Annotated in this window: 20 protein-coding genes, 1 pseudogene and 1 other annotated feature; of the genes and pseudogenes, 8 read left to right on the forward strand and 13 right to left on the reverse strand. The window is 53.6% G+C overall.

Features of this window, described 5'->3' with window-relative positions:
* Positions 1–8 precede the first annotated feature (8 nt).
* Positions 9–929, reverse strand: coding sequence for a ribokinase (gene rbsK / locus N7E69_RS08040; protein ID WP_000350272.1), 921 nt, complete (start codon positions 927–929; stop codon positions 9–11).
* 324 nt (positions 930–1,253) lie between these two features.
* Between rbsK and N7E69_RS08045 the strand changes: the two genes are divergently transcribed.
* A complete protein-coding gene (locus N7E69_RS08045) occupies positions 1,254–2,039 on the forward strand; it encodes a DeoR family transcriptional regulator (RefSeq protein WP_000448638.1) in 786 nt (261 codons plus the stop codon).
* Between the two features lies 1 nt (position 2,040).
* Here N7E69_RS08045 and ilvN read toward each other — a convergent pair whose 3' ends face one another.
* The 3 genes from ilvN to ivbL all read right to left on the reverse strand — a co-directional run bounded on the left by ilvN (position 2,041) and on the right by ivbL (position 4,228).
* On the reverse strand, positions 2,041–2,331 hold the full coding sequence (gene ilvN, locus N7E69_RS08050) for an acetolactate synthase small subunit (RefSeq protein ID WP_001171826.1): 291 nt from the start codon (positions 2,329–2,331) through the stop codon (positions 2,041–2,043).
* Between the two features lie 3 nt (positions 2,332–2,334).
* On the reverse strand, positions 2,335–4,023 hold the full coding sequence (gene ilvB / locus N7E69_RS08055) for an acetolactate synthase large subunit (RefSeq protein WP_000168439.1): 1,689 nt from the start codon (positions 4,021–4,023) through the stop codon (positions 2,335–2,337).
* A 106-nt stretch (positions 4,024–4,129) separates the two neighbouring features.
* Positions 4,130–4,228: an ilvB operon leader peptide IvbL gene (gene ivbL / locus N7E69_RS08060; RefSeq protein ID WP_001541152.1), complete on the reverse strand. Its 99-nt coding sequence runs from the start codon at positions 4,226–4,228 to the stop codon at positions 4,130–4,132.
* A 522-nt stretch (positions 4,229–4,750) separates the two neighbouring features.
* Here ivbL and N7E69_RS08065 point away from each other — a divergent pair.
* The 4 genes and pseudogenes from N7E69_RS08065 (at position 4,751) to emrD (ending at position 7,291) form a co-directional block, all read left to right on the forward strand.
* Positions 4,751–4,865, forward strand: a pseudogene (locus tag N7E69_RS08065) (hypothetical protein).
* Positions 4,862–4,951 carry a type I toxin-antitoxin system toxin TisB gene (gene tisB, locus N7E69_RS08070; RefSeq protein WP_000117642.1) on the forward strand — a complete coding sequence of 30 codons (90 nt, stop codon included), beginning with the start codon at positions 4,862–4,864 and terminating at the stop codon, positions 4,949–4,951. Before N7E69_RS08065 ends, tisB begins: the two are co-directional and overlap by 4 nt.
* Positions 4,952–5,043: 92 nt before the next feature.
* The gene (locus N7E69_RS08075) at positions 5,044–5,904 is read left to right on the forward strand and encodes a DMT family transporter (protein WP_072103989.1); all 861 of its coding nucleotides are present in this window, start codon (positions 5,044–5,046) and stop codon (positions 5,902–5,904) included.
* Positions 5,905–6,106: 202 nt separating this feature from the next.
* Positions 6,107–7,291 (forward strand): multidrug efflux MFS transporter EmrD, encoded by a 1,185-nt coding sequence (gene emrD, locus N7E69_RS08080; RefSeq protein WP_000828751.1) that lies wholly within the window; start codon positions 6,107–6,109, stop codon positions 7,289–7,291.
* Here emrD and N7E69_RS08085 read toward each other — a convergent pair.
* On the reverse strand, positions 7,218–8,303 hold the full coding sequence (locus N7E69_RS08085) for a cellulase family glycosylhydrolase (protein WP_000238929.1): 1,086 nt from the start codon (positions 8,301–8,303) through the stop codon (positions 7,218–7,220). The genes emrD and N7E69_RS08085 overlap by 74 nt on opposite strands.
* A 63-nt stretch (positions 8,304–8,366) precedes the next feature.
* Complete coding sequence (gene dsdC, locus N7E69_RS08090; RefSeq protein WP_001541637.1) at positions 8,367–9,290, reverse strand: DNA-binding transcriptional regulator DsdC; 924 nt, start codon at positions 9,288–9,290, stop codon at positions 8,367–8,369.
* 225 nt (positions 9,291–9,515) lie between these two features.
* On the opposite strand from dsdC, the gene dsdX reads away from it, so the two are divergent.
* Both dsdX and dsdA read left to right on the forward strand, forming a co-directional pair.
* Positions 9,516–10,853 (forward strand): D-serine transporter DsdX, encoded by a 1,338-nt coding sequence (gene dsdX / locus N7E69_RS08095; protein WP_000543317.1) that lies wholly within the window; start codon positions 9,516–9,518, stop codon positions 10,851–10,853.
* Between the two features lie 17 nt (positions 10,854–10,870).
* Positions 10,871–12,193, forward strand: coding sequence for a D-serine ammonia-lyase (gene dsdA, locus N7E69_RS08100; RefSeq protein WP_000427995.1), 1,323 nt, complete (start codon positions 10,871–10,873; stop codon positions 12,191–12,193).
* Positions 12,194–12,274: 81 nt separating this feature from the next.
* Here the strand turns inward: dsdA and N7E69_RS08105 are convergent, their stop codons facing one another.
* From N7E69_RS08105 to ibpA, 6 genes are all read right to left on the reverse strand, one after another.
* Positions 12,275–12,805, reverse strand: a complete 531-nt coding sequence (locus N7E69_RS08105; RefSeq protein WP_000147830.1) for a radical SAM protein — start codon at positions 12,803–12,805, stop codon at positions 12,275–12,277.
* The gene (locus N7E69_RS08110) at positions 12,802–13,164 is read right to left on the reverse strand and encodes a DUF202 domain-containing protein (RefSeq protein WP_001113454.1); all 363 of its coding nucleotides are present in this window, start codon (positions 13,162–13,164) and stop codon (positions 12,802–12,804) included. The genes N7E69_RS08105 and N7E69_RS08110 overlap by 4 nt, the downstream gene beginning before the upstream one ends.
* Positions 13,154–13,501: a YidH family protein gene (locus tag N7E69_RS08115; RefSeq protein WP_000703964.1), complete on the reverse strand. Its 348-nt coding sequence runs from the start codon at positions 13,499–13,501 to the stop codon at positions 13,154–13,156. Before N7E69_RS08115 ends, N7E69_RS08110 begins: the two co-directional genes overlap by 11 nt.
* Positions 13,502–13,944: 443 nt before the next feature.
* Entirely contained in the window at positions 13,945–15,606 is a 1,662-nt protein-coding gene (locus N7E69_RS08120; RefSeq protein WP_001279788.1) for a putative transporter, read from the reverse strand.
* 188 nt (positions 15,607–15,794) lie between these two features.
* Positions 15,795–16,223, reverse strand: coding sequence for a small heat shock chaperone IbpB (gene ibpB, locus N7E69_RS08125; RefSeq protein WP_001246919.1), 429 nt, complete (start codon positions 16,221–16,223; stop codon positions 15,795–15,797).
* A 109-nt stretch (positions 16,224–16,332) separates the two neighbouring features.
* Positions 16,333–16,746 (reverse strand): small heat shock chaperone IbpA, encoded by a 414-nt coding sequence (gene ibpA, locus N7E69_RS08130; RefSeq protein WP_001532742.1) that lies wholly within the window; start codon positions 16,744–16,746, stop codon positions 16,333–16,335.
* Positions 16,740–16,813 (reverse strand) — a sequence feature (ROSE (Repression Of Heat Shock gene Expression) occurs in the 5'-region of heat shock genes and acts as an RNA thermometer to modulate expression.). Its footprint overlaps the gene before it by 7 nt.
* Before the next feature lie 242 nt (positions 16,814–17,055).
* Here ibpA and N7E69_RS08135 point away from each other — a divergent pair.
* On the forward strand, positions 17,056–17,388 hold the full coding sequence (locus N7E69_RS08135; protein ID WP_001675643.1) for a YceK/YidQ family lipoprotein: 333 nt from the start codon (positions 17,056–17,058) through the stop codon (positions 17,386–17,388).
* Between the two features lies 1 nt (position 17,389).
* On the opposite strand, the gene N7E69_RS08140 is transcribed toward N7E69_RS08135, so the two are convergent.
* The gene (locus tag N7E69_RS08140) at positions 17,390–18,616 is read right to left on the reverse strand and encodes a DUF3748 domain-containing protein (RefSeq protein ID WP_000809954.1); all 1,227 of its coding nucleotides are present in this window, start codon (positions 18,614–18,616) and stop codon (positions 17,390–17,392) included.
* Positions 18,617–18,659: the final 43 nt, after the last annotated feature.

Raw genomic sequence — 18,659 nt, forward strand, 5'->3', positions numbered from 1 at the left:
GGTGATTGTTATTCGTTCAACGAAAGATACTCATTAAATTGCTCAATACTTGGATAAGAGGATTGGGTGCCTTTCCCGGTGACGCTGAAAGCGGCAAAGAGGACGGCTTTTTTCATGGCGGCTTCCACATCCCCGCTCTGGACGTAGTAATGCGCGAAACAGCCGATAAAGGCATCGCCCGCGCCGCTGGTATCGACAGCGTTCACTCGAAACGCCGGAACATGGACTTCCTGGTCACGCGTCATCCACAGCGCGCCTTTCTCACCCATGGTGACAATAATATTGTTCAGCCCTTTATCTACCAGCGAACGTGCCGCTGCGCGAATATGGTCATAGGTATCCACTGGCATACCGGTTAATATTTCCAGCTCGGTTTCATTGGGTACAAAGAAATCGCATTTACAGGCATAAGACATATCTAATTCCCGTAATGCTGGCGCAGGGTTTAATAACACTTCAATCCCGTGTTTCTTGCCAAATTCTATTGCGTGATAAACCGTTTCAAGCTGAACTTCCAGTTGCAGAACAATAAGCTGGCATTTTTTTAAATCTTCCGCCGCGCGATCGATATCTTCCGGCGAGAGAAACTTGTTAGCGCCTTTGATGATCAGAATGCTGTTGCTGGAGTTGGCGTTGACGAAAATCGGCGCTACGCCGCTGCTGGTACACGGTACTTTTTCTACATACGTCGTATTGATCCCCCAGGATTCGAGATTACGAATGGTGTTGTCGGCAAAAATATCGTCGCCCACTTTGGTCAACATCAATACTTTTGAATTGAGCTTAGCGGCCGCCACGGCCTGGTTCGCCCCTTTTCCGCCGCAGCCGATTTTAAACGCCGGCGCTTCCAGAGTTTCCCCTTCTTTGGGCATCTGGTTGGTGTAGGTGATAAGGTCCACCATGTTAGAGCCAATAACCGCGATATCCATTTTACTCCCTCTCAGAAATCGTCACACGACAATGATATTAAAATAACATTACCATGTTACTTCCGTATCATTTGTGACTATGATCGCGATTAGAGGATCATTTTGCCATTTACTTCGTGAACAATCCCTGGCGGAACATACGCGCACCAAATCATTTTTATTGTTACAATTTACTGAAAATTAACTATTTATTGTTATAAAACGCGAATAAACCCACTTTTATTTCCTGACAGCCGGACGTATAGTAGTGCCACACTGTAATGTTCTCAGAAACACATAAATGTTACTGATGGAACATAACAACATGATTTGCGGAGAGGGTGAATGGAGACCAAGCAAAAAGAACGTATCCGACGCTTGATGGAGTTACTGAAAAAGACCGATCGAATCCATCTGAAAGACGCCGCGCGGATGCTGGAAGTTTCGGTGATGACCATTCGCCGCGATCTCAGCCAGGATGATGACCCTTTACCGCTGACGCTGCTCGGCGGCTATATCGTCATGGTAAATAAGCCTGCGTCTTCAACCAATATGCCGCTGCCGGCGAAAAAGACGCATCATCGGGACGACCTTCCCGTTGCGATCCTGGCCGCCGGCCTGGTGCGTGAAAACGATCTGGTTTTTTTTGATAACGGTCCGGAAATGCCATTAGTTATCAGCATGATACCGGATGATATTACCTTTACCGGGATTTGCTACTCGCATCGGGTATTTATCGCGCTGAATGAAAAGCCTAATGCCACGGCGATTCTGTGCGGCGGCACCTATCGGGCCAAGAGCGATGCCTTTTATGATGCCAATAATCCTTCGGCGCTGGATTCGCTCAATCCGCGCAAAGTGTTTATTTCCGCCAGCGGCGTACATGAACATTTTGGCGTGAGCTGGTTTAACCCGGATGATCTTGCCGCCAAACGTAAAGCGATGGAACGCGGTCTGCGCAAAATTTTGCTGGCGCGTCACGCCCTGTTTGATGAGGTCGCGCCTGCCAGCATTGGTCCGCTTTCTGCCTTTGATGTCCTGATTAGCGATCGCCCATTACCGACAGATTATGCCGTTCACTGTCGGAATGGTTCCGTCAAAGTCATCACGCCTGATTCGGAAAGTGAATAACTTACTCAAAAAAGACGGCAATTTTATTGAACATGGTGGGATCGGACTGGTTTCGTACCACCTTCGCCACGTCTTCCAGTTTATCGATCTGACTGATCATCTGTTCAAGTCGCTGATCGTCATTGACCAGAAGCCAGATGCGGCTCTGATCGCTACCCTGAATCGGTAAACAGAGAATACCCTCAACGTTGAAAGCGCGTCGGGCGAACAGCCCGCAGACGTGGGTCATCACGCCAGGATGGTTGCGAACGGTCAGCTCCAGAATAACGTTATCATGTGATTGTTTCTGCATGGCTTATTCCCCCACCATCTCTGTATTTGCCGCGCCCGGCGGCACCATCGGATACACTTTTTCTTCTGCATCAATGCGCACATGGATCAACGCCGGTCCAGGACGACGAATGATAGCCTGCAACGCCGCCTGCGGATCGGCTTCGTTATTCAAATCACAGGTGTCCAGACCAAACCCGGCGGCAATCTGCATAAAGTTGATGCTTCCCGGATAGGTCGCCGCAAAAACGCCCTGTTTATAGAACAGACTCTGTTGCTGATGTACCAGTCCCAGCGCGTCGTTATTCATCAGGATGATTTTCACATCCAACTGGTTTTCACTGGCGGTAGCCATCTCCTGAATATTCATCATCAAACTACCGTCGCCGGAAAAACACAGCACCTTGTTGCCCGGATTCGCCAGCGCCGCGCCAATCGCCGCGGGCAGACCAAACCCCATGGTGCCCAGCCCGCCGGAAGTCAGCCACTGACGCGGACGGTTGAGCGGATAAGCCTGCGCGGTCCACATCTGATGCTGACCTACGTCAGTGGTAATAATCGCGTTGTCGTCCACACAGGCGGCGACCGCGTTAATCAGCCCATAGTGACTAAGCGGGTTATTTTCCTGGGGAATACTGCAAGGGAATTCTTGCTGCAAGTCCGCCACCAACTGATGCCATGCTTCCCGCGGCTGTGCCTCGATATGGGGAATTAACTGTGCCAGTACATCATCGACATCCGCCTGAATAGCCACATGCGGCTGCTTAATTTTGCCTAACTCGGCGCGATCGATATCCACATGGATGATTTTGGCGTTCGGACAAAACTGCTCCGTTTTGCCAATCGCCCGGTCATCAAAACGCGCGCCCAGAACAATCAGTAAATCGGCCTCTTGCAGAATAAAATTGGTACTGCGCGCGCCGTGCATCCCCAGCATTCCTAACGACAGCGGATGCGCCTTAGGCAGCATTCCCAGCGCCATTAAGGTCATTGTCGTCGGCAGTTGCGCTTTTTCCGCCAGTTCGCGCACGCGTGTCGGCGCATTGATCACGCCGCCGCCCAGATACAGCACCGGACGCTTCGCCGCGTTAATCATTGCGGCGGCCTCGCGGATACTCTCCGCGCTAAACTCCGGCGGGGGTGATTTTTCCGCCGGCGACGGCAACGCATCCAGCTCAATTGTCGCCGTCTGCACATCTTTAGGAACGTCTATCCACACCGGGCCGGGACGCCCCGACTGCGCCAGACGAAAAGCATCGCTCATCACCTGAGGCAACTCATTGATATTTCTGACCAGATAGTTGTGCTTGGTGATGGGGATAGAGATACCGTAGGTATCCACTTCCTGAAACGCGTCAGTACCGATCATGGACGCCGGAACCTGCCCGGTAATACAGATTAACGGAATAGAATCCAGGCGCGCATCGGCAATGGCCGTGACCAGATTGGTCGCGCCCGGCCCGCTACAGGCCATACAAACAGCAGGTTTACCCTCCGTCCGCGCCATCCCCTGCGCAATAAACCCCGCGCCTTGTTCGTGGCGCGCCAGAATATGACGGATTTGCGTACTTTGGCTTAACGCGTCGTAAACGGGGAGGATCGAACCGCCGGGAATGCCGGTGACGATACGAATCCCCTGGCGCTCCAGAAAATGAACAATAAATTCCGCGCCCGTAAAGCGCTGAGGTGTAGATGTTGTGCCCGAACTTGCCATGCTCCATTCCTTTTATTCTGAGCCGACGTTCCGGGAAGGTGTCTTAAACAAAAAACCCCGCCCGGTTTGCGCCGGCGGGGTTTTGGAATCGTGTGTGTTCCGGACCCTACGGCGCATTGCCGACGACCACCACCACACGCACGACGACCACTGCGCGAGATGGCGCAGTTGTTAGTAGGGTCGCGTTCAGCATGGAAGGGTTCATTAGGGGCCTTGTCTGTTTGTTATTAACACGTTTTATACAAGCACAGCGCTTTCAGCATGACAACGGAAAAATTTTCATCTGCACAAAAATGCGTCAGCGATCACATTTTTCTACGAATTTACACGCTTTGAGTATAGGCGTAATAAGCGTAGCGCCCTCCGGTAATCGCCGGGATTGATGATTACGCGTTTCACAATGCCGGAAAACAAAAAACCTCGCCGAAGCGAGGTTCTTACAGCGTAATGCGGGTGGTAGCCGCGAAGCACACTGTGTTATGTCAACAGCAGAAGTATACGCGTTCTGTGCAGAACGCGCAATTTCGGCGCGAATTTTGATGAATTTGAGTATGGATCAGAAGCTCCGTTCTGTCTATAAATTACTGTTAATTTATACAGTACTTAACTATAATGTCTTTGACACAATGTGTTATGCGGGGGCCGCATCGTAAACCGGCGCAACGAAGTCCTGGCTGAAACGGGTGGTGCCGTCAGCGCCTTAACCCCCTCGTGAGCACACTGTGTTATGTCAACACGCACACTATTCCTCGCAAAAGGGATCGCGTGCGCAACAGCTGACAACAGGCAGCGGAAAGGTACGTCGGCTGGCAGTGCTCCTTAACCACAGGAGACGCGTATGAGCGTAGTGGATATCACCATTCTTATCCTGAAACTCATTGTTGCAGCACTGCAACTGCTTGATGCTGTTCTGAAATACCTTAAGTAATTCAGATTCAAGCCGCACCGAAGGGGAGCGGGCAACCGCTCCCCTTTCACCTTATCCGCTGGTCTTTCGCTTCCCGGGTATGTTACGTTTTTATGACACCCTCAACGACGCCTGACACTATGACCCTTTCCGTTTTCTGCATTTTGCTGTTCGCCGCGCTGCTACATGCCAGCTGGAACGCCATTGTCAAAGCGGGAAACGATAAGCTCTACGCCGCGATCGGCGTCAGCGGTTCCGCGGCGGTCATGGCATTGATCCTTTTGCCCTTCTCGCCGCAGCCAGCTCACGCCAGTATCCCTTTTTTAGCGGCCTCTACCGCGCTCCAAGTGGTGTATACCGTCCTGGTGGCGAAAACCTATCAGGTCTCGGACATGAGCCAGACCTATCCTCTTATGCGCGGCACCGCGCCGCTGCTGGTGGCGCTCATTAGCGTTCTGTTTCTTGGCGACAGCCTGTCGTCGATGGCCTGGGTCGGCATCGCAGTGATCTGCATGGCGATACTTGGGATGGCCTGTAATGGCCGCGCCAGTTCTCAACGTGGTGTCGTGCTGGCATTAACTAACGCCTGTTTTATTGCCGGATATACGCTGGTGGACGGGACCGGCGTAAGACTCTCCGAAACGGCGCTGGGCTATACGCTATGGTCATTTTTTCTCAACGGCGCCTGCCTGTTAACCTGGGCGATGATTGCGCGGCGGCGGGAAGCGTCGCGTTATCTGGCGCAACAGTGGAAAAAAGGCATTTTGGGCGGGATTGGCACTATGGGATCTTATGGGCTGGCGCTATGGGCCATGACCCAGGCGCCGCTGGCGGTGGTCGCCGCGCTGCGTGAGACGTCGATTTTATTCGGCGCGCTGATAGCCTGGCTGTTGCTTAAAGAGAAAGTGGCCGGGCTACGTCTGGTGGCGGCTGGCGGGATTGCCCTCGGGGCGATTTTACTCCGTCTGTCATGATCGCCCAATGACAGCCGCAGACGTAACACATTCTCGGCAACATTTGTTGCCGCTTTTGTTTACATATCCTGCCGTTCCTTCGTCTGCCATTGCTGGTTGCTGTCTGGCCTTCTTTTTCTGGTGTGATAGATTCCTCTCGCATTTATGGGAATGCGCAGCAAGTTATTCTTATTTTTTCTTTTTTTGAAAAGTAATCAGCGAAATGAAAAGGCAGAGAAACGTCAATTTGATGTTGATGTTGGTGTTACTGGTGGCCGTAGGGCAGATGGCGCAAACCATTTATATTCCCGCCATCGCCGATATGGCACAAGCGCTAAACGTCCGGGAAGGCGCCGTCCAGAGCGTAATGGCTGCTTACCTCCTGACCTACGGCGTCTCGCAACTGTTTTACGGCCCGCTTTCCGACCGGGTTGGGCGCCGCCCCGTAATCCTCGTCGGCATGTCTATTTTTATGGTAGCGACCCTGTTCGCCATGACCACGCATAGTTTGACGGTGTTGATTGCCGCCAGCGCCATGCAAGGGATGGGAACCGGCGTTGGCGGAGTAATGGCGAGAACGCTCCCGCGCGATCTGTATGAAGGAACGCAACTTCGTCACGCCAATAGCCTGTTAAATATGGGGATTCTGGTCAGCCCGCTGTTAGCGCCGCTGATTGGCGGCCTGCTGGATACCCTGTGGAACTGGCGCGCGTGTTACGCTTTCCTGCTGGTGCTTTGCGCTGGCGTCACCTTCAGCATGGCGCGCTGGATGCCGGAAACCCGCCCCGCCGGCGCGCCGCGCACACGGCTGATCGCCAGCTATAAAACGCTGTTTGGTAACGGCGCATTTAACTGTTACCTGCTGATGCTAATCGGCGGGCTGGCTGGCATTGCGGTCTTTGAAGCCTGTTCCGGCGTGCTGATGGGGGCAGTATTAGGTCTCAGCAGTATGGTGGTAAGCATTCTGTTTATTCTGCCGATTCCGGCGGCGTTCTTCGGCGCCTGGTTTGCCGGACGCCCGAATAAACGCTTCTCAACCCTGATGTGGCAGTCAGTTATTTGCTGTCTGCTGGCAGGCCTTATGATGTGGATTCCCGGCTGGTTTGGCGTGATGAACGTCTGGACGCTACTCATCCCCGCTGCGCTGTTTTTCTTCGGCGCCGGGATGTTATTTCCACTGGCCACCAGCGGCGCGATGGAGCCGTTTCCGTTCCTCGCAGGCACCGCTGGCGCGCTGGTCGGCGGGCTGCAATATATTGGTTCCGGCGTACTGGCGTGGCTTTCGGCAATGCTGCCGCAAACCGGTCAGGGCAGTCTGGGATTGCTGATGACCCTTATGGGATTGCTGATCCTGGCGTGCTGGCTGCCGCTGGCGTCACGGATATCGCATCAGGGGCAGACGGTTTAACGTTTCCCTCGCCCGGCGTTTTGCCGGGCGTTTCACATTCCGGCGCGATCATCGCATTGAGCAGGGACTCCTGCGCCGGACGCCACGCTCCTTCTTCGCCGTCATAAAACTGAGTGTCCGCGTTTATCGCATACGGAATATGCGCTTTTTTCAGCTCGCAGGCCATAAAACGGGCAAACGCGAACTGTGAAGCGACCGGCGTCATTTTTATCGACTCTCCCGGCGCCCATCCGCCCACCCAGCTTGCATGGCCGGTCTTATGCTGCCAGCGAACCGCAGCGTTGATCCGTGCCCGAATCGCCGCTTTTTCCGCCGCCGTGCCTGACGTCCACGGATATTTACCGCCGCTTTTCAGGGGTCCCCACGGGAAGATGTGCCACTCCGCCAGTACATAGTTCTGGCTTTGCGCCGGCAGTTTAAGCGCCGACAAATCCTCCGGCGCGGCGCGCATGCGGGGGGCAACGAAAATCATCCGCTGTGGGTCAATGGCGTGAATCAGGCGGATGGTTTTGTCATATACGCGATTCAGCGACGCCATATTATGATTAAGTTTGTCGGCAGGCTCATAAATGAGATCGAACCCCAGAAGCGGGGATGTCTGACCAAAATAGCGCGCGACCACGCTCCACCAGTTGATCAGCTCCTTTTCATGGCTGGCGCTGGGATCGGTTTTATACGCATCCGCCTGATAGGCAATAATGGGTATGACGCCATAGTATTCGCAGGCCTCTACCAGCTTACGCAAATGGATGAGGCGCGCTTCCGTCGGCGCGCCTGCCACACGAATACGGACATGCGTTAACCCTTTTGCCTTAAAATCCCGCACGACCAGCGGATCAAACTCGCGGATACCCCGTTCCGTTCGCGCCCAGTCAACATCCATCCCAACGCCAAGCTGCTGCGCATAGCGCGCCGCCGTCAAAGGCATCGGTTTCGCATAGACGACCGCGCTGGTCAGCATGAGAGAGGCAATAAGCGGTTTAAACACGACGCCCCCTAAAATTTTTACCACGGTGATAGCACGTATTTAGCATATTCACTCCCGGCAGGTGTAGCGACAAAGCGTAATAAATCTTCACACCTGTTCCTGCAACCAGCGAATAAATGCCTCGATTTTCGGCCACTGCCTGCCAGGCAGAGTGGTGACATAATAATGCTGATGACATTTCAGCCTCATGTCACCAAAAGGCGCAATCAGTTCACCGCTGTCGAGACGCTTTTGCACCAGCCGTTTACGCCCCATCGCCACGCCAATGTGGTTCATCGCGGCAATCACCGCTAAATCAGAACGATCGAAGCCAATGCCGGATGAATCCGGCAAATTTACTGCAAAATGCTGCGCCCAACTGTGCCACTCATCGGTGCCCGAATCGTTACTCCACGCCTGTCTGTCGTGTAAGAGCGTACAGTGCCGTAGGTTATTCAGGTTATCCTGCAAGGCGAAACGACGGGCATAATCCGGGCTGCAAACGGGCAAAATCGCCTCATCCATTAAAAAATGGTGCGTGAGCTGCGCCGACGGCGCATCGTCAAAATAGATAGCCAGGTCAATGCCGGCACGCTGTAGGTTAACGTTATCGTTGCCGGTCAGCATAGTGAGAGAAATTGACGGATAGCGACGGGTAAAGTCCCCCAGCGCAGGCACCAGCCAGCACTGGGCGATAGAGGGACGTGAATACACGGTCAGCGTGCCGGACAGTTCCTGATTTTTGATATCGAGGATTTCCTGATTCAACGTATCCAGCGACGATTTCAGCGCCCAGAATACCCGTTTGCCTTCATGGGTAAGCTCCACTTTACGGTGAGAGCGGACAAATAGCTGGATTCCCAACTCGGCTTCCAGTTGATTGATACGATGGCTTACCGCACTGGGGCTTAACGACAGCTCATCTGCCGCCAGAGCAAAGGACTGGTGTCTGGCCGCGACTTCAAAAGTATAGAGTTTGGATAACTGCCAGCCGTTGAGTAAGCGGTTTCGGGTATCGCGAAGGGGTTCCATGGCAACCTCAGTCATCTTTTAATTTCCCGAAGTGTAAAAAAACACGCTGAAAAAATCCGCACATAGATGAAGCAAAATGAACCATATCGCAAAATAAAGGCAATATTAGATGGAAATCACATAGTTGATTCAATTTACATCATGTGAATGGCAAATTATATCGTTTGTCAGGAGGTGCTGTTTTTCTGTCCAATAAGAACAGATTAATCACAGGGTAGGTGAGATATGCACGCTCAAATCTGGGTAGTGAGCACGCTGCTGATCAGCATCGTGTTAATCGTATTGACCATCGTGAAGTTTAAATTCCACCCCTTCCTGGCGTTACTGCTCGCCAGTTTCTTTGTCGGCGCGATGATGGGCATGGGGCCGCTGGAGATGGTCACGGCGATAGAAAACGGAATAGGCGGTACGCTCGGTTTTCTGGCCGCCGTTATCGGTCTTGGCACCATCCTCGGCAAAATGATGGAGGTTTCCGGCGCGGCGGAACGCATCGGGCTTACGCTCCAGCGCTGCCGCTGGCTCTCTGCTGACGTGATCATGGTACTGGTGGGGCTGATTTGCGGTATCACGTTGTTCGTGGAAGTGGGCGTCGTGTTGCTCATCCCACTGGCGTTTTCTATCGCTAAAAAGACCCATACCTCGCTGCTGAAGCTGGCCATTCCGCTGTGTACCGCGCTGATGGCCGTCCATTGCGTGGTACCGCCGCATCCGGCTGCGCTGTTTGTCGCAAATAAACTGGGGGCGGATATCGGCTCGGTGATTGTCTACGGTCTGCTGGTCGGACTGATGGCCTCATTGGTCGGCGGTCCGCTGTTCTTAAAGTTTCTGGGTAATCGTCTGCCGTTCAAGCCCGTACCGACAGAGTTTGCGGATCTTGAAGTGCGCGCCGAAAACACCCTGCCGTCGCTGGGCGCAACGCTGTTTACCGTTCTGCTGCCGATTGGCCTGATGCTGGTGAAAACCGTCGCTGAACTGAATATGGCGAAAGACGGCACGTTGTATACGCTGCTGGAGTTTATCGGTAATCCGATCACCGCAATGTTTATCGCTGTCTTTGTGGCGTATTACATACTCGGTCTGCGCCAGCATATGGGTATGAGCGCGCTACTTACCCACACCGAAAACGGCTTTGGCGCCATTGCGAACATCCTGCTGATTATCGGCGCGGGCGGCGCGTTCAACGCCATTCTCAAAAGTAGCGGGCTGGCGGACACGCTGGCGGTGATCCTCTCAAATATGCATATGCACCCGATTCTGCTGGCATGGCTGGTAGCGCTGATTCTGCACGCGGCGGTCGGCTCTGCGACGGTAGCCATGATGGGCGCCACGGCGATTGTTGCGCCCATGCTGCCGCTCTATCCTGACGTCAGCCCGGAGATCATTGCGATTGCCATTGGTTCCGGCGCCATTGGCTGCACGATCGTGACCGATTCCCTGTTCTGGCTGGTCAAGCAGTATTGCGGCGCTACGCTGAATGAAACGTTTAAATACTATACGACGGCCACGTTTATCGCATCTGTCGTTGCACTGGCTGGCACATTCCTGCTTTCCTTTATCATCTGATCGTAAAGAGACGTACTATGGAAAACATACAAAAGCTCATCGCCCGGTATCCTTTGGTCGAGGATCTGGTCGCCCTCAAAGAAACCACCTGGTTTAACCCGGGCGCCACCTCTCTTGCACAAGGTCTACCGTATGTCGGCCTGACGGAGCAGGACGTAAACGCCGCCCATGACCGTCTGGCGCGCTTTGCGCCGTATCTGGCGAAAGCGTTTCCGCAAACCGCCGCCGCTGGCGGCATGATCGAATCTGACGTGGTCGCTATTCCGGCCATGCAAAAACGGCTGGAAAAAGAGTATGGGCAAACGATCAACGGTGAAATGCTGTTAAAAAAAGACAGTCACCTGGCAATCTCTGGTTCCATTAAAGCGCGCGGCGGCATCTACGAGGTGCTAACGCACGCGGAAAAACTGGCGCTGGAGGCGGGTCTGTTAACCACCGACGATGACTATAGCGTGTTGCTTTCGCCGGAATTTAAACAATTCTTCAGCCAGTACAGTATCGCCGTCGGTTCAACCGGCAATCTGGGGCTATCGATCGGTATCATGAGCGCCTGCATCGGTTTTAAAGTGACGGTACATATGTCTGCCGACGCCCGCGCCTGGAAAAAAGCGAAGCTGCGTAGCCACGGCGTGACGGTCGTAGAATACGAAGATGATTACGGCGTGGCGGTTGAGCAGGGCCGTAAAGCAGCGCAATCCGATCCAAACTGTTTCTTTATCGACGATGAAAACTCTCGCACGCTATTTCTGGGCTATGCGGTAGCGGGTCAGCGTCTGAAAGCGCAATTCGCTCAACAGGGACGCGTCGTTGACGCCAGTCACCCACTGTTTGTTTATCTGCCGTGCGGCGTTGGCGGCGGCCCTGGCGGCGTCGCCTTTGGCCTGAAACTGGCGTTTGGCGACAACGTCCACTGTTTCTTTGCCGAACCGACCCATTCACCCTGCATGTTACTCGGCGTTTATACCGGTCTGCACGATGCCATCTCAGTACAAGATATCGGTATTGATAACCTGACGGCGGCTGACGGCCTGGCGGTAGGTCGTGCTTCGGGCTTTGTTGGTCGGGCAATGGAGCGTCTGCTTGACGGCCTCTATACCTTAGACGATCAAACAATGTATGACATGCTGGGCTGGCTGGCGCAGGAGGAAGGAATTCGACTGGAGCCATCAGCTCTGGCGGGGATGGCCGGGCCACAGCGCATTTGCGCCGCCGCCGCGTATCAGCAAAGGCATGGATTCAGTCAGACGCAGCTCGGCAACGCGACGCATCTGGTATGGGCAACCGGGGGCGGCATGGTGCCGGAGGATGAAATGGAACAATACCTGGCGAAAGGACGCTAATACTCGCTCAGTGCCGGAAAGACGGCAGCGCCATCCGGCACGCCATCGCCTGATGGCGCTACGCTTATCAGGCCTGTGACGTTAACGCAGCATCGCCATCAACTCCTCCGGCGAGCGATGCTGCTTCAGTAAATCCCGCATCACCCGCATATGCGGCGAGGAGTAGTTAAAAAAGGTCTGGTAGCCCTCGCAAAGCTGATTTTTCCCCTGGCTATCCCGATGCTCAGGGCATCCGCCGCCGCAAAATCGTAATAAAGAACACTTCTGACATTCAGCGCTTAGCGGCGCCTTGTCCGGCGCTTCAGCGCCATTCCTGCCGCCGCACCACTGCTGTAGCGTCTCATCAAAAAGGCGAACCGAGATACGCTGAATATCTTCACGTACCCAAATATCAAATACGCTATTTAAAAACCGCCCCCAGTCTGCTGAACACAATGAATCCTCGGTCAACATTCCGTTCCGGTCATGTTCCAACAATGGGATAAAATGGACATTGCGAATGCCGAGCCGTTGTAAGTTACGGTACAGTTGCTGAGGGCGCTGGCTATTCTGGCGATTTACGACGACCTGAATCTGGTCATCACTCACGACAATGTCCTGACGTCCTGTCATATAAAATTCCCGATAAATGCAATAAGTTGGCGAATATGGGTAACAGCAAACAGGATTGCGAGCGACAACACCGCGAGGGAGATCAAAAATTTGTCACGCACGACATGAGTTTCGGAAAAATCGCTATGCGCGACATCCATCAAATTACGACTCAGGGTATAACGCCAAAGAATCACCGCCACTATCGCCAGAACGCTGATTGACACCCAGAACAAGAACCCCGCCTGATGCCAGTGGTGCCTGACGGCTAACGCCATTAACGCCCCGTATCCCAGCAGCGTGCGAAACCAGGCCAGCGACGTACGCTCCGGTTGCAGTCCCGGATCGTTCTGCCGACGGGCTTTACGACTATCCGGCATACAGTACCAGCCCCATCACTATCACCGCGACAATCATCAAAATAACGCTGATGATCAACAGGCTATGGGTATAAGGCAAATCCTCTTTCAGGCGCATCGCTTTTTCATTACGTAACCAGCGTAGATAGCCATAAATCGCCAGGCCGCCCGCAAACAGACACAACAGTAGCGCCAGCAGTTCACGGATCACCGGCGTGGCAAAATCCGGGGCGAGCTGATCAAGACCGACGCCTGCCGCCAGAAATCCCAGCGAGGTGCGAATCCACGCCAGAAAGGTGCGCTCATTTGCCAGTGAGAAGCGATAATCCGGCGCTTCTCCGAGGCGGGAAATCTTCATGACGACTCCTTTTACGTTCTTATGTATTCCCGTTCGTTTTCAGAATACCACTCACGTTGTTGCTGATATGCTTCACATTATCCCGCAGCAAGGGAATCTTATTGCAAAATAACTGTAGTTCACTGGTGACGTGTTTCGGCGCAACCGCGCTCATTCCCGCTATTTTTCATTTCAGTTGCGACCTTTTTCAACGCCACCGCCAGGAAAGGCATTATTGCCGAATTAAAAGCTGAAAAACCACCCGTCGCGACGAAAAAAAAGGCGATGAAGATTGATAACTAACTGAAAAAAATTGGAATTATGCTCGTTGCCATTACGCTGATTAGCGCGTTCATTGAGGAAGAAGATAAGAAGAAGAGCAGAAGTGTGGCCGGTGCGGCGCGCGTTATCCAGCCTGGATTTAACACAGTGCATAGGCCGGATAAGCAACGCGCCATCAGGCGCTAACCCATTCCCCAAAAAATCACCGCCAGCAGTTGTGGCGTGATAATACGCAGGAACATCACTAACGGATAGACGGTCGCGTAAGAGAGCGCCGCCGCGCCGCTGGTGGCATGAAGATTGTTGGCAAATGCCAGCGCTGGCGGATCGGTCATCGAACCGGCCAGCATCCCGCATAGCGTCAGATAGTTCATTTTGGCAAAAATCCGCGCCAGCAAACCGACGGTAATCAACGGAATTTCGGTGATGAAAATACCGTAGCCAATCCAGCTTAATCCTTCGCCCTGTGTCAGCGTATCGACAAAATCGCCGCCGGATTTCAGCCCAACGACCGCCAGAAACAAAACGATGCCTAATTCACGCAGCGCGAGGTTGGCGCTCGGCGGCATAAACCAGTACAGCTTACCGATGCTGCCGATACGCCCCAAAATTAGCGCCATGATCAGCGGCCCGCCAGCCAGCCCCAGTTTTAACGCGACCGGGAATCCCGGCACAAACAACGGGATTGACCCAAGCAGAACCCCTAATCCGATGCCGATAAACACCGGCAGCATCTGCACCTGCTGGAGTTTTTGCTGCGCGTTGCCGACCACATTGGCTACCGCATCAATCGAGGCTGGACGCCCCACCAGATTGAGAATGTCGCCAAACTGCAGGCTAGCGTCACTACTGGCGACCAGCTCAACGCCCGCGCGGTTAAGGCGGGAGATAACCACGTCATAACGCTCTTTAAAGTGCAAATCGCGGATACGTTTGCCGAGCACTTTTTCGTTGGTGACGACCACACGCTCGACGCGTAAATCCGTGCCACGCGTCGACAACGAGGTGTCCACTTCCTTACCGATCACCAGTTGCGCGTTATGCAGGTCGGTAGGTTGGCCGACGAGGTGCAGCAGGTCGCCTGCCTGGATAATCGTCCCCGGCGACGGCACCATCAGCGTGTCATCGCGTTTCAGGCGTGAGCAAATGATTTTATCGCTGTTCAGGATCGGCACATCCTGGATAGCCATATTATTGAGGTTCGGATTCTCGACACGGATATTCATTGTCTGAATTAATGAATGGCCGTTAGCGAGAGAGGATTCGTGCTTCTGCGCCTCCGCCTCGACGTTAACGCGAAAAATCAGCCGCATCAGCCACATGGTGAGCAAAATACCGCAGATGCCAAACGGATACGCCATCGCATAGCTCATCCCCATCTGATCTACCAGATCCACTGGCGTTCCCAGATCGCGCAGGATTTGCTGACCCGCCCCTAACGCAGGCGTATTGGTGACTGCGCCGGAGAAAATCCCCAGCACCACTGGCAGCGGAATAGCGAAAATTTTATGCAGAATCGCGGTGACCAACCCGCCCATAATCACAATCAGAACAGCAAACAGATTGAGACGCAGCCCGGAAACGCGCAGCGAGGCGAAAAACCCCGGCCCCACCTGTATGCCGATGGTATAAACAAAAAGGATCAGGCCGAATTCCTGGATAAAGTGCAGCATATCGCCGCTCAGCGTCACCCCAGCCTGATCGACGAAGTGGCCGACGATAATACCGCCGAACAGAACGCCGCCAATACCAAAGCCGACACCGCGCACTTTAATGTTGCCGATCCATAAACCGACAACCGCCACCAACGCCAGAACGCTGACCGTCAATGCGATATCACTCATCTTTTCTTCCCTGTGAGTAACATTTCAATTTATAGGGATTATGACTGAACCGTTAAGGCATATATACAGCATGGCGCACATTCTCATGTTACAAAACCGCCCAGACGTCCTGACTTCGGCAGCGTCTTACCCTTTTTCGTGGCACAAAAAAGCCCCGCCATCTCTGGCGGGGCAAGGCAAGGAGCTCATTAGCTATTTAATGCGGAGCGTTCGTTAATGGCGATACGCTGCGGCGCAATGGTTTCCGGCTCGTTACGGGTTAAATCAATATGCAGCAGGCCGTTGGTAAACGTCGCGCCGGAAACTTCCATATTCTCAGCCAGCGTAAAGCTCAGGCTAAAAGGCTGCATGACCAGGCCCTGATGTAACCATTTGGGCTCGTTTTCCGGCTGTTCCGGCGTACCTTTCACCGTCAGGCGCGTGCCTTCCAGTTGAATATCCAGATCTTCCTGACGGAAACCGGCTAACGCTAAGGTAATGCGATAATGGTTATCGTCGCTTTTTTCGATGTTATAGGGCGGGAAGCTCTGGCTTTCGCCGCTGTTTTGCAGCGCATTGGCCAGCTTGTCAAAACCGATCCATTGACGCAGCAGTGGGGATAAATCGTAGTTACGCATAATCATTTCTCCTTCTAAGAAGCGAGTTTTTACCTTCACACTTTACGTGCGAATATGCTCCCTGACGGCGAGCATGGGATGACAGGCCGCGCAACGCGACCCGACGGAATCAGTTAATTTCGATACGGCGCGGTTTGTTCGCTTCCGGAATCACGCGCTCCAGTTCGATATACAGCAGCCCGTTGACCAGGTTTGCGCCGCGAACGTGAATGTTCTCCGCTAACTGGAACTTACGTTCAAAGTTACGCTCGGCAATGCCCTGATACAGGTAAGTACGTTCTTTCTGCTCGTCCGCATGAGCGCCTTTTACCACCAGTAAATTATCCTGGGCAGTAATCTCCAGTTCGCTTTCCGCGAAACCGGCAACGGCAATGGCGATGCGGTAGTGGTTTTCGTCTACCAGCTCAACGTTGTACGGAGGGTAGCCGCCATTACTTTGGCTTTGGTTATTTTCAAGCAGGTTAAACAGACGGTCAAAACCAATGGCAGAACGGTACAGCGGGGATAAATCAAAGTTACGCATAATCATAAACTCCTGAAATCAGCGAGAATGTCAGACCTTCCATCATGGACAGGCCAGGATTGCCAGAACACCCATCAGGCGTGCCCTTCTATTCACTACGTCTTATAAATGGGTCTGAATACGTACTTTTCAAGTATTTTAATCCGACTTTTTTTTGCAGTTTATTGGCTATTGCATAGACTGGTTGGGACAGCACTGATTGTTAAAGTGCGATTACCGCCACAGTGCCACGTACTGGTGATGTTATTTTTAGCAACGGATCGCTATAACTCATCATGCAAATAACGACAACCAACAGATGAATGAGTGATGATAAAAAACGTGTGGTTAACGCTGATAATATGGAATGGGATGCTTTTATTAGGCGGTTGTTCAAGCGTCATGTCGCACACCGGCGGTAAAGAGGGTACTTATCCTGGCACGCGCGCCAGCGCTACGATGATCGGTAACGATGAGACAAACTGGGGCACCAAATCGTTGGCCATCCTGGATATGCCGTTTACCGCCGTGATGGATACGATCCTTCTGCCGTGGGACATCTTCCGCAAAGACAGTTCGGTAAGATCGCGCGTCGAGAAAAGCGAGGAGGAGACGAAAATGACCAATGCCGTCATCCCCCCGGCGAAGATGCCTCCTCCCTGATTTATCGCCCGGTTTCCGTCACCCATAGCTGACGGAAACCTTTCACCTCTTCCATCCATGCGACGTGTCGCCCATCCGGTGAAAAAACGACGGCGTCCGCAGACGGCGGGTTGTCGTGCCTGGCGGTTAAGAAGTCGATCTTCCCACTTTGTGCGTCGCAGCAGGCAATCCGATTTTCCAGCACCAGTCCCAGCCATTTACCCGACGGATGCCAGTTAAACGCTGACTGTACGCCGGTCGCATGATGCGTTAACTGCCGGGGCTCGCCTCCCTGCGGCGATATCAGCCACAGTTGCGCTACGCCGTTATCGTCCCGCATCAAAAAGGCGATCGCCGTCGCCTGCGGATTACTGCGAACCCAGTGGCGTGGTTCGTTAGTGAGTCCTGGATAAACACGCTGGTGAGTAAAGGTAAGACGCCGCTGAACTACGCCCAACGGCGGCGATGGCATCGTTGATTCGGTTCCCGTCAGCGGCGTGTCGCCTGCCTGTTTCCAGCCGTTTTCATGACACGGTAAATCGACAATAAACAGCTCCGGGACTTTTTTGCCCGTCAGCGACAGCGTATCGCCAATAAAGGCGATCTGGCGGTTGCCCACCCAGCCCTCTTCATAGGCGCGGTTAATGTCATCGCTGCCAGGTCTCGGCGCAGGCGTCGTGCGGCTAACCAGTACGCACCAGTAGCTACCGCTGTATTCGCGCGGATGCTGAACCGGCACCGTTACCGGCCCATACGGCGCGGCCACGCCGACATTACGCAGATCCAGCGCCGGATCGCGCTCATGCAGAACGTGGTCATTATAGGTAAAACTCACCAGCTCGCCGTTCGGGCTAAACACATGGACGTGACTGCCGCCGCGCAGCGCGCCGGGAGTATACGGCGCAGTAATATCCATCGCATCGAGGTTAGTCACACCCTCCGACGTTGCAATAACGCCCCGGCGGTGGTGAAAATCGTAATGCCACGTCTCATCAGGGTTTTCAGGGCCATGAATAAACACATAGTGGTTGTCGGCAGGATGCACCGTCACCACGCCGACATGCGCGCCCTGCACGGCGCGATAAATCACCTCCACGTCGCCGGTATGCACATTGACACGCTCAATAGTCTTGCCCGTAAATGACGCGCCTGAAGGCCGCACATCAAAGACCAGCCACTGGCTGTCAGGTGTCCAGGTATTGGTGTTGGTAAGCTGGTGATGGCGCGGCGTAAAGGTGATTTGTTTCATGGGATGTCCTGATAAGAGACGATGCTCGTCATCATACTGCACA

The organism is Salmonella sp. 3C, from assembly GCF_025426275.1.
GTDB lineage: Bacteria > Pseudomonadota > Gammaproteobacteria > Enterobacterales > Enterobacteriaceae > Salmonella > Salmonella enterica.